The organism is Novosphingobium sp. BL-S-32 (assembly GCF_056857055.1).
Genome location: NZ_CM166477.1, coordinates 363221 through 376921, shown reverse-complemented (window position 1 = coordinate 376921; position 13701 = coordinate 363221). Strand labels below are relative to the sequence as shown.

10 protein-coding genes are annotated in these 13701 nt (G+C 63.1%); 8 read left to right on the top strand and 2 right to left on the bottom strand.

Features of this window, described 5'->3' with window-relative positions; translation table 11 throughout:
• Positions 1 to 211 precede the first annotated feature (211 nt).
• The 5 genes from AC1VVK_RS18520 (at position 212) to AC1VVK_RS18500 (ending at position 7124) form a co-directional block, all read left to right on the top strand.
• The gene (locus tag AC1VVK_RS18520; RefSeq protein WP_482906258.1) at positions 212 to 2908 is read left to right on the top strand and encodes a TonB-dependent receptor plug domain-containing protein; all 2697 of its coding nucleotides are present in this window, start codon (positions 212 to 214) and stop codon (positions 2906 to 2908) included.
• A gap of 80 nt (positions 2909 to 2988) precedes the next feature.
• Complete coding sequence (locus tag AC1VVK_RS18515) at positions 2989 to 4194, top strand: phytanoyl-CoA dioxygenase family protein (protein WP_482906257.1); 1206 nt, start codon at positions 2989 to 2991, stop codon at positions 4192 to 4194.
• Positions 4195 to 4417: 223 nt separating this feature from the next.
• The gene (locus tag AC1VVK_RS18510; protein WP_482906736.1) at positions 4418 to 6127 is read left to right on the top strand and encodes an FAD-binding protein; all 1710 of its coding nucleotides are present in this window, start codon (positions 4418 to 4420) and stop codon (positions 6125 to 6127) included.
• Positions 6124 to 6684 (top strand): SRPBCC family protein, encoded by a 561-nt coding sequence (locus AC1VVK_RS18505; RefSeq protein ID WP_482906256.1) that lies wholly within the window; start codon positions 6124 to 6126, stop codon positions 6682 to 6684. Before AC1VVK_RS18510 ends, AC1VVK_RS18505 begins: the two co-directional genes overlap by 4 nt.
• Positions 6685 to 6689: 5 nt before the next feature.
• Positions 6690 to 7124 (top strand): nuclear transport factor 2 family protein, encoded by a 435-nt coding sequence (locus AC1VVK_RS18500; protein ID WP_482906255.1) that lies wholly within the window; start codon positions 6690 to 6692, stop codon positions 7122 to 7124.
• Positions 7125 to 7169: 45 nt separating this feature from the next.
• On the opposite strand, the gene AC1VVK_RS18495 is transcribed toward AC1VVK_RS18500, so the two are convergent.
• The gene (locus AC1VVK_RS18495) at positions 7170 to 9029 is read right to left on the bottom strand and encodes a flavin-containing monooxygenase (RefSeq protein WP_482906254.1); all 1860 of its coding nucleotides are present in this window, start codon (positions 9027 to 9029) and stop codon (positions 7170 to 7172) included.
• Between the two features lie 223 nt (positions 9030 to 9252).
• Between AC1VVK_RS18495 and AC1VVK_RS18490 the strand changes: the two genes are divergently transcribed.
• Complete coding sequence (locus AC1VVK_RS18490) at positions 9253 to 9963, top strand: TetR/AcrR family transcriptional regulator (protein ID WP_482906253.1); 711 nt, start codon at positions 9253 to 9255, stop codon at positions 9961 to 9963.
• Between the two features lie 93 nt (positions 9964 to 10056).
• Here AC1VVK_RS18490 and AC1VVK_RS18485 read toward each other — a convergent pair whose 3' ends face one another.
• Positions 10057 to 10863: a LytTR family DNA-binding domain-containing protein gene (locus AC1VVK_RS18485; RefSeq protein ID WP_482906252.1), complete on the bottom strand. Its 807-nt coding sequence runs from the start codon at positions 10861 to 10863 to the stop codon at positions 10057 to 10059.
• Positions 10864 to 11138: 275 nt separating this feature from the next.
• Between AC1VVK_RS18485 and AC1VVK_RS18480 the strand changes: the two genes are divergently transcribed.
• Together AC1VVK_RS18480 and AC1VVK_RS18475 are read left to right on the top strand one after the other, a co-directional pair.
• Positions 11139 to 11933: a sterol desaturase family protein gene (locus AC1VVK_RS18480; protein ID WP_482906251.1), complete on the top strand. Its 795-nt coding sequence runs from the start codon at positions 11139 to 11141 to the stop codon at positions 11931 to 11933.
• A 26-nt stretch (positions 11934 to 11959) separates the two neighbouring features.
• Positions 11960 to 13495, top strand: a complete 1536-nt coding sequence (locus AC1VVK_RS18475) for a hypothetical protein (RefSeq protein WP_482906250.1) — start codon at positions 11960 to 11962, stop codon at positions 13493 to 13495.
• Positions 13496 to 13701: the final 206 nt, after the last annotated feature.

Genomic DNA, 13701 nt, shown 5'->3' with positions numbered 1-13701 from the left:
CGGCCAATTCGGCGCCGGTCGCAACAATCGCCCGCCCCCTACTTATTTTAGTGCCTAAATAATTTATGGCGACAAGGCTTGGAGAATCTGTCACGCTCGGGCCACCAACGCTCCGACACCCTCGACAAGCGGCACTAAAACCAAGGGGGGCGGGGCGAACTGGACAGGCAACCCGGAGAAAAAATCCGCAGGTGCCGAAAAGGGAGAGGGTATGAAGAGGACTTCCAGTCCCGTGCGGCGCTATGTGCTGCTCGGTGTATCGATGATCGCTCTCGCGCCGGTGGCGGCGCTTGCACAGACGGGGCCGGCGCCCGATCAGGACAGCCAGACGGCCCTAAGCGACAAGGAAATCAAGGAAATTATCGTCACCGGCACCCTGCTGCGCGGGGTGGCACCGGCGGGTTCCGAAACGGTCTCGATCAATTCCGAGGCGATTACCGCAATCGGCGCGAATTCGACGGCGCAGCTCCTTGCAAGCGTGCCGCAGGCGGCATCCTTCAATACCACACCGATCGTTTCGGCCATCAATTCCAGCCAGATCACGATCAATCGTCCCAACTTGCGCAATCTGCCGGGCGCTTCGGGCGGCGGCTCGTCGACGCTGATCCTGGTGGATGGCCACCGGCTGCCCGGCATGGGCGTGCGCCAGACGGTGCCCGATCCCGACGCGATCGCCCCCGGCGCCATCGAGCGCGTGGAGATCGTGCTGGACGGCGGCTCATCGATCTACGGCGCCGATGCGGTGGGCGGCGTTATCAACTTCATCACCCGCAAGCGTTTCGACGGTATCGAGGTCAAGGGCCGCTACGGCTTCGAGTCCGATTACCAATCCGCCAATGCCGACGTGACAGTAGGCAAGACCTGGGATTCGCTCTCCGTCTATGCAAGCTACGACTATTCGTGGCACGATTCGCTTTACGGCCGGGACCGCGACTTTGTCCGCCGCCTCGACTATACGACCGGGCTACCCCTCGATCTGACGTGCGGGGCGGGCAACGTCTCGATCGGATCCTCGGTCTATGCCCTGCCCGGCCTGACACTGGGCACCGGCAATCGCTGCGATATCAGCCAGAACCGCACGTTCTATCCCAGCGAAACGCGGCATTCCGTCTTCGCGGGGATGTCCTACGACGATGGCGGCCCGGTGACGTTCGACATGCGCGCGTTCTACATGAACCGCGTGAACAAGGGAGACGGCGGACCGGTCACGGCAACCGCCACGATCGCCCCCGTTAATCCGTACGCTCCGGGGATGGTGCTCAATCCGTTCTACCGCAACACCGGCGATGCCAACAGCTTCGCGCCGCAGTCGGTTTCGATGGATTTCTCCTCGATCCTCGGCGACCATACCAGCCAGAGCACCCGCCTCGAAACCTGGGGCTTTACGCCATCGGCCACGGCGGATCTCGGCCATGGCTGGCAATTGCGCTGGCTGGCGAACTACGGGCGCGGCCGATCCGAAGTCGCCAACCAGAAGATCGACGACGGCACGCTTTCGGGACTGGTGCTGACCGGCAACTTCGACCCCTACAACCTGTCGAACCCCGCCAACAGCGCGGTCCTGCCGCTCATCTCGAACTTCCTCGACTATGGTCTGGGCAAGAACGAGATGGTGAATACCCGGCTTGTGCTCGATGGCAGCCTCTTCAGCCTGCCCGGCGGTGAGGTGAAAGTCGCCGTCGGCGGCGAGTACAGCTATGAGAAGTACGAATCCCGGATCAACGGCACCGTCAGCGCCGCCGCCGTCGACGACCTGCCGTTCAACTCCGCCAGCAGGCGCATCGCCGCCCTGTTCGGGGAAGTGCAGGTCCCCGTCATCGGTGAGGGCAACCGTACTGGCGGGTTCTATTCGCTCAGCCTGTCGGCCTCGGGCCGCTACGACCACTACAGCGACTTCGGCGGCACCTTCAATCCGAAGTTCGGCGCCACTTACGAACCGTTCGACGGCCTGAAAATCCGCGGGAGCTGGGGCAAATCGTTCCAGGCGCCCAGCCTTGCCGACGGCGCCGATGCCGCGCCGCCCACGATCTTCGCGTTCCCGCTGATCCTCTTCGCGAACCCGGCCGTAGCCCCATTGCCCGGACAGGCGCAAATCTTCCTGGGCGGCGGCGGCACCGATCTCAAGCCCCAGAAGGCAACGACCTGGTCGATAGGCATGGACATCGCGCCCCCCTCCGTGCCCGGGCTGGCGCTGACGCTGAACTACTACAACATCCGCTTCAAGAACCTCATCGACATCCCGCCGGTGTTCAATCCCTCGGTGTTCTATTCGCTGTTCACCAGCAATTACGTGATGAACCCGACGATCGCGCAAGTGAATGCACTGGCCTCGCAAGTTCCGGGTGGGCTGGCGCAAGTCTCGCCCTATACGGTGGTGCCGGGACAGGTCTACTCCATCGCCGATGGCCGCCGCACCAACCTTGCGGCGGTGAACACCGACGGTCTCGACGTTTCGCTTTCGTACGATCACCAGACCGGCTTCGGCTCGGTCTATACCCAGATCAACGGCAACTACGTCCTGGATCGCAAGGAACAGTCCGTCTCGGATGCCCCCTTCGTCAACACGGTGAAGGCGCAGACACGCTTCATCCTGTCCAGCACCTTGGGCGCAACCTTCGGGAACCTGCGTGCGCAGGCCACTTGGCGGCACCTTGGCGGATGGGATGTCGCGCCGCTGGCTTCGAACCTCAATCAGTCCCGGATCAAGGACTTCGACACTATCAACCTCTTCGCCCAATACGACTTCAAGGGGACAGGCGTGATGAAGGACCTTTCGCTGACCTTCAACGTCGACAATCTGTTCGACAAGGATCCGCCGCCCTACAACGGCTCGATCAACTCGCTGGACGGATATGCCGTCACCAGCATTGGCCGTGTGTTCCAGTTCGGGATCAGCAAGAAGTTCTGAGACCCTATGTTATCTGTGCCTGTCGCCAGCGGCGGCGGGCACGCAGGCGCTACCATTGCCTGCCTGTGTGGGAGATAAAGATGCCGACCAAGCTCGACCGTCGCACGCGCCGCGACAGTGATTGTCGCTCCATCGCCGCTGCCGCTTTTTTCGAGGAGGAGTTTCCCCGGCTTGCCGAGCGGAACGGCGCATTGGTTGCCTCGGGCATGCGATGGCTCGAAGCACCACCCCTGACTGTCGAAGTCGGCGAGCAGGCATGGTCAATCGCCGCAGAGGGGGAGAAGCTCGTCGCGGCTAACGGCAACACGCCGGGCGCTCTCGTCGTCGCGCTGAGCGAGGACCAGTTCTCGCGGGTCGCGCAGAACCTTGTGACTTTCAATGGCCTGCTGGTGACCGGCGAACTCCAACCCGACCGCGCGAACAGAGAAGCGCTGTCCTCGTGGGACGCGCTGTGGCACACGCTTCTCGAAGGCTGGACCGTGCTGCCGGAGCAGTTGTCCTTCGTGGACCGGCACGGGCAGCCTCTCGATCTCAATGCAAGTTTCACACCCGCTTCGGACCCGGCGGACATTGCGCACTTCCTGAGGGAAGCTGGTTTTCTGCATCTGCGGGGCTGGCTCGATCCGACGGACATGGCCCGCATCAGCCGCGACATGGATGCCGCGCTACCCGATTATAGCGAAGGCGACGGCAAGTCCTGGTGGGCGACCCTGGCGGACGGATCGCGTGCCTGCGTGCGCCTTCAGGATTTCGTCGAGCGTTCGCCCGCCACGCGCGCGCTGCTGGAAGGCCCGCAGTGGGATCTGCTCCATCGGGTGCTGGCCGGACACGACCATCTCGAACGCAAGCCGGCGAAGGGCCGTATCATCGAGGCGCTGTTCAAGCCTGTCGGGATCGTATCAGGCCCGTCCGATCTGACCTTCCACCGCGATTGCCACCTCGGCCGCCACGCCTATGCGTGCTCACGCATGACGGTGGGTATTTCGCTGACGGCTTCGGGACCAGGCAACGGCCAATTGCAAGTGATCGCAGGATCGCACCGCGTCGGCATTCCGGTGGAGCACGCCAAGACCCGGCCCTATCTGCCGGTGGTGGCAATGCAGACCGAGCCCGGCGACCTTACCGTCCATCTGTCCTGCACGTTGCATGAGGCGACGCCGCCTGTATCGAGCGAGCGCAGGGTCATGTATACCGAGATCCCGTTGGCAGGCGGCCCTCTCGACACTTCGGTCGAAGGCGTGCGCGGGGATATCGACGCAATTCTCAAAAGGCGGGCTCCAGTGTAACCGCAGGGACCGGGCGGGACAGTTAGTTCCCCCGCAAGGGGCCGATCAGGCCCCTCGCTGCGTTCCTCTTCCCGTCCATTCGCCTGTCCGCCGCCCTCCCCCAGGCGCGCGCGCTTGACACGCCTCCACCCCCGGGCCTAGCCATTAATAAGACCATTCCGTATCATAAAATAAGACTGCGGCAGCCTTGCCGAAAACGGTCGGTGGGAGAGAGCCGGTGAAGATGGAAAAGCTGCCGGAACAGTGGGATCTGGAAGCCGATGTCGTGGCAATCGGCTCCGGCGCGGGCGGCTTGTGCGCCGCGATCACGGCGCAGGACCACGGATTTTCGGCATTGGTCCTCGAACGTTCGGAGCAGGTCGGCGGCGTCACGGCCTATTCGATGGGCGAGGTCTGGGTGGCGGGCAACCATCTGGGCAAGGCGCTGGGTGTAGAGGACTCCCCGGAAAGCGGCTTTCGCTACGTGAAGCGCCTATCGGCGGGATATGCCGATGACGTCGCCATTCTCAATCAGGCGATCCATGCCCCGGTGGCGCTACGCTATTTCGAGGAGACCATCGACCTCAGGCTCGCCGCCATTCCGGGATGCCCGGACTATTACTATCCTCACACCAACGATAGCGTGGCCGAGGGCCGCCTGCTCGAACCGGTGCCCTTCCCCGCCGCCTCGCTCGGCGAGTGGCAGTCCCGGACGCGGGTCTCGCCCCATGTTCCCTACAGCATGACGCATCACGACATTTTCACCAATGGCGGCACCGCGAACATGCTCAACTGGGACTATACCGCGATGTCCGAACGGATGGGCAGCGATGAGCGCTGTCTTGGCCCCGGTCTTGCCGCCTACTTCGTCAAGGGCGCGCTCGATCGCGCAATCCCCCTCCATACCGGCGTGAATGTCGAAAAGCTGATCGGCGATGGGGAGCGGATCGTCGGCGTGCGCGCGAAGCGCGACGGGCGCGATATCTACATCAAGGCAAATCGCGGCGTTGTCATTGCCGTCAGCAGCTATGAGCGCGATCCGACCTATTCGCGGACCCTCGGCAACCAGCTCGACCCGCAATCGATGGTCATGCAGACGATCGACGGCGCGCACTTGCGGCTCGCCGGACCGTTCGGCGCCCGGATCGCCCGCGTTCCCGATGGAACGATACTTGGCATCCATACCCCGGGCGAGGAACAGGAGGGCGACTTGCCGCTATGGCGCGGCGCGCTGCCGTTCATGGGCCTGCCGCACACGATTGTCGTCAACAGCGCCGGCAAGCGCTTCGGAAACGAGGCCTTCTATCGCTCCATCGCGCACGCCATCAATGCAATCGACGGCAATACGCAGACCCACAGCAATTACCCGTGCTGGGCCATCTTCGACCATCAGGCACGCGAGAAATACCCGTTTGGCGGGGTCATGCCGGGGCAGGAGATTCCCGAAAGCATGGGCGTCACCGCGGGCAGCCTTGCCGAACTTGCAGACAGGATCGGTGTCGATACGCAGGGGCTGTTGGACACCGTAGAAGCCTTCAACCGCTATTCACTGGCGGGCGAGGATCCCGAATTCCGGCGCGGTGCCTTCCCGTGGAGCGTAACCATGTGCGGCGACCCCAACCAGAAGCCCAACGGCAATCTCGGCCCGCTTTTGCAGGCGCCGTTCTACGCCGTGCAACTCCACCGCATGGCAGGCGGCGGCATCGCGGCAGCCGGGCTCGTAGGCGACGAGCATTGCCGCGTGATCGGTTGGGACGAGGAACCGATCGAGGGCCTCTACGTCGCCGGCAACTCGATGGCGCGACTGGACAACGGCGCGGTCATGCAGAGCGGCATGACCAACGCCCGCGGCATCACCCACGGCTACCTTGCGGCGCTCCACGCAATCGGCCGCCCGAGCACCCTGCTCGACGAGGAACTGGCGCGGCGGCAGCGGCTTGAGGCCGCCGAATGATCGAAACCGAACAGAGCGTCGTGATCGATGTTGGCATCGACGCGGTCTGGACCCATGTTCGCGACATCGAGCGTTGGGCGAAACTCATGCCCGGACTGCGTGAATGCAGGATCATCGATGCAGACCGTTCGCACTGGGTGCTGAAAGTCGGCGCGGGCGGTCTCGTGCGGACAGTCAAAGTCAATGTGCACGTGACTGAATGGGCAGGCCCCGGGCGGGTGACGTTTACTTACGATCTGGAAGGCGATCCGGTTCAAGGTGGCGGCACTTACATCGCGCGTGCCGTCAGGTCCGGTGAAACCGAAGTGACGCTGCGCGTGGAAGTGGTCGGCAGCGGGCAGATGGCCAAGATGTGGGAGGCCATGGGCAAGCCGCTGCTTCCCCAGTTTGCCAAGGCCTTCGCGCAGCAGCTCAAGGCCGAAATCGAAGCGGAAGCCGAAAACGCGGGAACCGTCGCAGCCGAAGCCGCGCCGCCATCCTGGCCGGCGCGTCTGGTCCGGTTCGTCAGGTCCCTGTTCGGCATGTCCGGCACGCATACCGCGGTCGAGAGGAGATGAAAGACATGAGCGAAACCAACAAGCAGGTCGTGATCGCATTCATCGAAGCGTTCAGCAATGGCGATGCCGTTGCGGCCGAACGCTGCCTCTCGCCCGATGCGGTGACGGTCGCCAAGGGCTTCGGGAAGCTTTCGGGGGCCCGCCCCTACGAACTTATCGTGGCCACGACCGCTGCTTTCAAGGACCTGATCCCGACTGGCCTCCGGCCCGATTTCAAGTCGGTCACCGGCGAAGGCGACCGTGTCGTCGTGGAATTCGAAGGCAATGCCACGCTCGTCAACGGCGAGGCCTATTGCAACCAGTACTGCATGGTTTTCACGCTGCTGGAAGGCAAGATCGTGCACGTCAACGAGTACTACTGCACGATCCTCGCCGACCAGAAGATCCTGCCGCTGCTGGCGGATGTCGAGAGCCGGCGCCACGAAATCGAAGCGCAATAGCCGCCGGGAAACGGGGAGCGAGCCCCCTCCCGTTCCCCGCCGCATTCAATCCGCCGTCTGCGCCGCGCGGCACGTGACACTGAGACCCTCCAGGGTCCCGGCATCGCGCCAATCCTGCATCATCGTCTCGAAGGCATCCCAGCCCGGGCCGTAGGATTCGCCGAGATACCAGCGCCTGCCCTTGTGATCGCCTTCGTTGTTGAAGTAGCCCGGCGTGCATTCCCGCTGGAGCTTCGAGATATCGACGGCCGTGGCACGGATCTTCGCGACCCATGCGTCCTGAGCATCCAGCGTGGGTTCGACCGCCGTTGCCCCGCGATCGAGCGCCTGCCTGATGATATAGGCGATGTGATAGCCCTGCCGGCTGAACTGCTCGATGGTAGTGGCATTGAAGCCGCCCTGCACATAGCCTGTGAAGAACTGGTTGGGGAAGCCGTGGCTCATCGCCCCATGCAACGTCCGATAGCCGTCCGCCCAGTTCTCATAGAGCGACTGACCCCCGCGCCCATCGACCGCACCGATGCCCCAGCGGCGGTCGAGATCGCTGGTGACCTCGAACCCGCTGGCACAGATCAGGCAATCGATCCCATATTCGGTGCCTTCATGCACGAAGCCGTTTTCGGTCAGCCGCTCGACGCCGCGCGTGGGGGACACGTCCAGCAGCTTGACGTTCGGGCGATTGAAAGTCGGGTAATAGTCATCGTTCGATAGCGGACGCTTGCAGTTGAAGCCGAACCAGGGCTTGAGCGCCTCGGCGGTCGCCTTGTCCTCGACAATGGCTTCGACGCGGCGGCGCATGCGCTCCATCACGCGAAAATCCATGGCTTCGCGGCGCTCGAGATAGGCTTCGAGCCTCAGGTCCGGCCAGCCTTCGCCAGCCAGTTCAGCGGCAAGGTCGCGGTTGATTTCGGTCCAGATATCGCAAATCTGGTCGACATCGCCCGGCCGCATGCCCTCGATCGCGACATGATGGAAATTGCGCTGACGCTCCTTCTGCCAGCCGGGCTGGAGGGACCGCGCCCATTCCATGTCGGTCGGCGGGTTCGGGCGCGCATCGACCGTGGGGGGCGTGCGCTGCAAGACATAAAGCTGCTTCGCATACTTGCCGAGGAAGGGCACCGCCTGGATCGACGTCGCGCCCGTGCCGACGATCGCCACGCGCTTGTCCGCCAGCTTGTCGAGAACCGGATCCTCCCAGCGCCCGCCGGTATAGGCATAGTCCCAGCGCGCGGTGTGGAAGACCTTGCCCCTGAAATCGTGCAGTCCCGGAATGCCGGGAAGCTTTGGCCTGTTGAGCGGGCCGCCGCACATGATGACGAAGCGTGCACGTATTTCGTCGCCGCGATCGGTGGCGATCCGCCAGCGATCGCGTTCTTCGTCCCAGCGCAGCGCGGTGATACGCGTGTGGAACAGCGCGTTCTCGTAAAGCCCGTATTGCTCGCCGATGCGGCGGCAATGGCGCTGTATCTCGAAGCCGTCCGCGAACTTCTTCGAGGGGAAGTAGCCGGTCTCCTCCAGCAGCGGCATGTAGCAATAGGCATCGTTGTCGCACTGCACGCCGGGGTAGCGGTTCCAGTACCAGACCCCGCCGAAATCCCCGGCATGTTCGATATGACGAAATGTCGAGACACCCGCATTGCGCAAGTGCACCCCCGCCATCAGCCCCGAAAACCCGCCGCCAAGCACGGCAACGTCGAGATCCTCGGAAATCGGATCGCGCGGTACCCGCGGCATGTGGGGATCGGCTTCGTATGCCTGGGCGTACTCGTGCTCGGTCTTCAGATACTGCTCACCGCCTTCGGGCCGCAGCCGCTTGTCCCGCTCATGGGCGTAGCGTTGCCGAAGCGCGGGAATATCGATTTCACCCGGTGCGGGAACATCTGTCGGCTTGCATGCGGTGTTCACTGTCAGGACCTCGCCCGCCGGATCGTTTTTCGACCAGATCCCGCGCGCATCGCGGCAAGATGGCTGCTCCAGCGGGCAGCCCGCGGCATTAAATGATACCGACTGGTTCGTTTCTTGTCTGGGTCGGCGGGGCCGCGCTTGTCAAGCTTTGCCCCGCCTTGCCCGATCCCCACACGGCGAATTATCGGTGGCCAACGCCCGGCGGTTTCGGCATGCCGGTTTCATGACGGCACCAGCGATCGCCAATTCCGGCCCCAAGAATACCCGGCCGAACAGTACCGGAGGCAAGGCTACCGGATCCAGGGCTGCAACTCCGCGGGCACGCGGCCGGCCGACGCTGGAAGAAGTCGCCGAAATTGACGGCCAGTTGCTGGATGTTGCGCTTCAGGAATTCCTGCGCCACGGCTATGGCGGCACGTCGATGACCCGGATCGTCAAGGCCGCCGGCATTTCCAAGACGACGCTCTACTCGCGCTATTCGTCGAAGGAGCAGTTGTTCCGGGCGATCATGTTCCAGCAGATGGACCACGCTCTCAGCGCAACGCTGCTGCAACTCCAAGCGGGGGACGCGGATCTGGAGAAAGGGCTGCTCGCCTATGCCGACCGGTCGCTGGAAATCAGCTTCAGTGGAGGGCTGCTGGGCGTCAATCGCCTGATCTACAGCGAGTCTCACCGCTTTCCCGAATTGGGCATCGCAGCCGCCGAACGGACCCAGATCGGCGTGCAGCAGATCGCCGATTTCATCCGCCAATGCGCCGCCGCGACAGGCAAGGTCACCAAGGATGCGGACGGCGCAGCAGAAGCCTTCATCCTGATGCTACGCGGCTACTACGTGAACGTGATGCTCACCGATCGCCCGGTTTCACGCCCGGTGCGACAGGAATGGGTCCGCCGCGCGATCACCGCTTTCATCTCGGACGCAAGTGCGTGGTAGCCTCAAAACCGGCGACCACACCTTCCCTGTTGATACCGATCAGATGATAAAAAGCCGGCGGCGGAAACGACGCAGGGGTACGATGAAGGACAGCTAAGCGCCCTTCGACAGGAAGCCGCTGCTCTCCAGCCGGCCAACGGATTCCCGCGCCACTTGCGCCGTCGAGCCATTGGCCAGAACGATCCGGCGCGAGCGGCCGTCCGCCTCTATCGACGCGACAGCGCCTTGCGCGATCCACCAGCTGCGATGGACCTGTTGCCCGGCCATCCCGTCCATTTCCGCGATGGCATCGCGAAGGCGCATGAACAAAAGCTCACTGCCGGTGACGCCGTGCACGCGGACATAGTGGTCCTCGCTCTGGAGCGCCTGAATCGGACCGGCGAACTGCGGCGAGAGCCTTCCCGACAAGCGGGGCCCGCCCGCTGGGATGGATGGAACCGGCACAGCCTCCGCGACCAGTTCCGGACTGCGCGCATAGTCCGGTTCGGCAGCCAGCGGAGCGCCAAATTCCTCGTCCACACGCCGCGCCCACCAGACAACGACAAGCACGCCCATGGCACTGAGCAGAGCAAACGGAAGAATGCCGGCGAACCCACCCAGCGCATGGAAGAACGCACTTCCGACCCATTGCCAAATCAGGGCGAGCGGGAAGCTCGTAACGATCACGCCCCAGAACACGATGGAACGCCGCGGCAGTGAGGTTGCATCCGCGACCGCCACCCATAAGCCGATGGCCGGCCGGACGACGATATAGGCCCCCATTAGATGAGCCCACCATTCCCATACCCGCGACGGAAAGTCCGCCTCAAGGTACGTGCCGAAGGGGCCAAGAAAGCCGATGACCGCTGCGGAGACGAGCATCGCCCAAAGCTCTAACAGGAACTGGCGAAGGCGGCTCATCTGGCATTCTCTCCCATTTCACGAACCGCCAATTGGGAAAATCAACGTTTTCCGCCTGTTTGGCAGTGGCAGCGGCAACGTAACGTAAAATCGGTTGCCGGCCAATCGCGCGCTGCGATGGATCACCTGACGGCGGGCAGGATGCATCGCCGAATGGAGAAAATCGCATGTCCAGCTCGCTTCCCGCGTCGCACGCTTTCGCCGGCACGCTCGCTCTTGTCCTCCACGTCTTTGCCTTTGCGCTGGTTCTGGGCTGACGAGCGATGATCGAGGCGATGACGACCGGGGACCACCTGCTGCGGCTGTGGCTTATCCTCTTCGTGGCGACCGGCATTCTGTCCGGGATCGTCACCGGCTATTTCAAGGCGCGCAAGATCCAGCCGCGCGGGTTCAAGTGGAAGACCTTCCGCAACGAGGCGCTCGTCGCACTGGTGACGCTGGCCATTTCCGGCAAGATCCTTGGCGGCCTGACCGCCTGGCTGAAGGCCCAAGGTTGGGTCACGTTCCAAAACGCCCCGGCCGGATGGTGGGTGATCGCCCTTGAGTACGGGCTCTATTTCCTGCTGTTCGACACCTATTTCTACTGGCTGCACCGCTGGATGCACAAGGAGCCGTTCTACAGCTGGGTCCACAAGCTCCATCACAAGTCAACATCACCCAACCTGCTGACCACGCTCTCGGTCAATCCGCTGGAATCGATCATAAACGGCGGTTTCGTACCCCTGTTCCTGACGATCTTCGCCGTCCACGACGCCACGCTGATGCTGATCCTGCCGACCAACATCTTCATGGGGCTCTACGTCCATTCGGGCTACGAGTTCATGCCGCGCTGGTGGAACCGCAGCTGGGCCACCAAGTGGTTCATCACCGCGACCTTCCACGATCAGCATCATCGCTACTTCAATGGCAACTATGGCGGCTACACAACGATCTGGGACCGCATCTGCGGAACGATCCGCCCCAAGTTCGAAGCGGATTTCGAGAAGCTCAAGGATCGCGTAGCCGCCGCTCCGCGTACCGATCCTGAGCCGTCAAGCGGTATTCCCATGGCCGCCGATCTGGCCGAATGATGACATGAACCTGTAAGGATGAAGAGATGCGCGGGATGAAACAGGCCTGCCTTTCCGGCGCGGCGGCATTGCTGATGATCGTGACGACCGGGGCAGCGCCTGCCCGCGAAGCAAATTTGCATGCCGGCCCCTATGCCGACCTGCCCAGCGTCGCGACTGTCGACCCGCGTTTTCAGTCCTACAACATCGAGATGGTCGAAGTGACCGGAGGGCGCTTCTGGGCGTCCTACGGCGGCGCCGAAGGCGAAGTCTATCGCATGCGGCCGCCCATCGACCTTGGGAACAGGCGCCTGCGCGCACTCGCACGCGAACTGGGGCCAGCTTACGTCCGCGTGAGCGGCACTTGGGCAAACTCGACCTATCTGGAAGCCGAGGGCGAGCATCTGACAGCACCGCCCGCCGGTTACAATCAGGTGCTCACGCAGGCACAGTGGCGGGGCGTGGTGGCGTTTGCCAAGGCCGTCGATGCCAAGCTCGGCGTCAGCTATGCGGTGAGCGAAGGGCCGCGCGATGAAAGCGGGGTCTGGAAAACCGATCAGGCACAGCGGCTGCTGGATCTGACCCGCAGCGCAGGGGGCGATCTTGCCTTTTCGGAATTCATCAACGAACCGAATGCCGCATCTGTCAGTCATCTGCCAAAGAGCTATTCGGTGGCCGACTACACCCGGGATTTCGGCATTTTCCGCCAGTGGGCCAGACAAAACGCGCCGCATATGAAAGTGCTTGGTCCCGGAGGCGTGGGCGAAGGCGCGATGCGCAGCATTCCGGTGGCCGATCTATCGAAGCTTCTCCTCTCGGAGGAGCTGATGAAGGAAAGCCCGAATACGCTCGATGCCGTTTCCTATCACTTCTATGGCGACGTCTCGCAGCGCTGCGCCAAAATGCGTCCCAAAACGGCGGACAAGGACGCGGCGCTGACGCCGGCTTGGCTCGATCGCACGCTGCGCGATTGGCGCTATTATTCCGGCCTGCGGGACAAATACGAGCCGGACGATCCGATGTGGCTGACCGAAACGTCGCAGGCGGCCTGCGGCGGCAGCCCTTGGGCGGCGACGTTCACCGACACGTTTCGCTACATAAACCAGTTGGGCCTGCTGGCGCAGAAGGGCGTTCAGGTGGTCATGCACAACACGCTGGCAGCATCCGACTATGCCCTGATCGATCAGGACACCCTTGCGCCCCGGCCGAACTATTGGGCGGCCGTATTGTGGCGCCGCACGATGGACACGACGGTGCTGCAAAGCCCTGCATCCCCCTTCCCCGACTTGCGGATCTATGCGCATTGCCTGCGCGGGCATGCCGGAGGTGTCGGGCTGGCCGCCATGAACCTAGGCGATGCGCCCCTTTCCCTGACGACCGGCACGAACGCGACAGCTTGGATAATGCAGGCAAAATCGCTCGACGACCGCGCGGTGACGATCAACGGAAAGACGCCGGAACTCGGCGGAAACAACCAGCTTTCGGGGCTTGAGGGCAAGCCGGTGTCCGGATCGCTGATGATCCCGGCAAAATCCATCGCCTTCGTTGCGCTGCCCCGCGAGGGCAATCTCGTTTGCCGGTAAAGTGCGGCGCGTTCTGCGAGACTTCGCTCTCTAGCGACACCTGCGGCGCGGCAATCGATTGCTAATTCGGAAAATAATCGCTTTGCGAACGCCGGCGACCGGGGCATCACCACGCGGATGGTGCCTCCTCTCTTCGATGCGATTGCGCGAACCGCTAGGGTAATCCCCGATTGAACGCGCGAATTGTGCGGCGATGATGGTCGCCC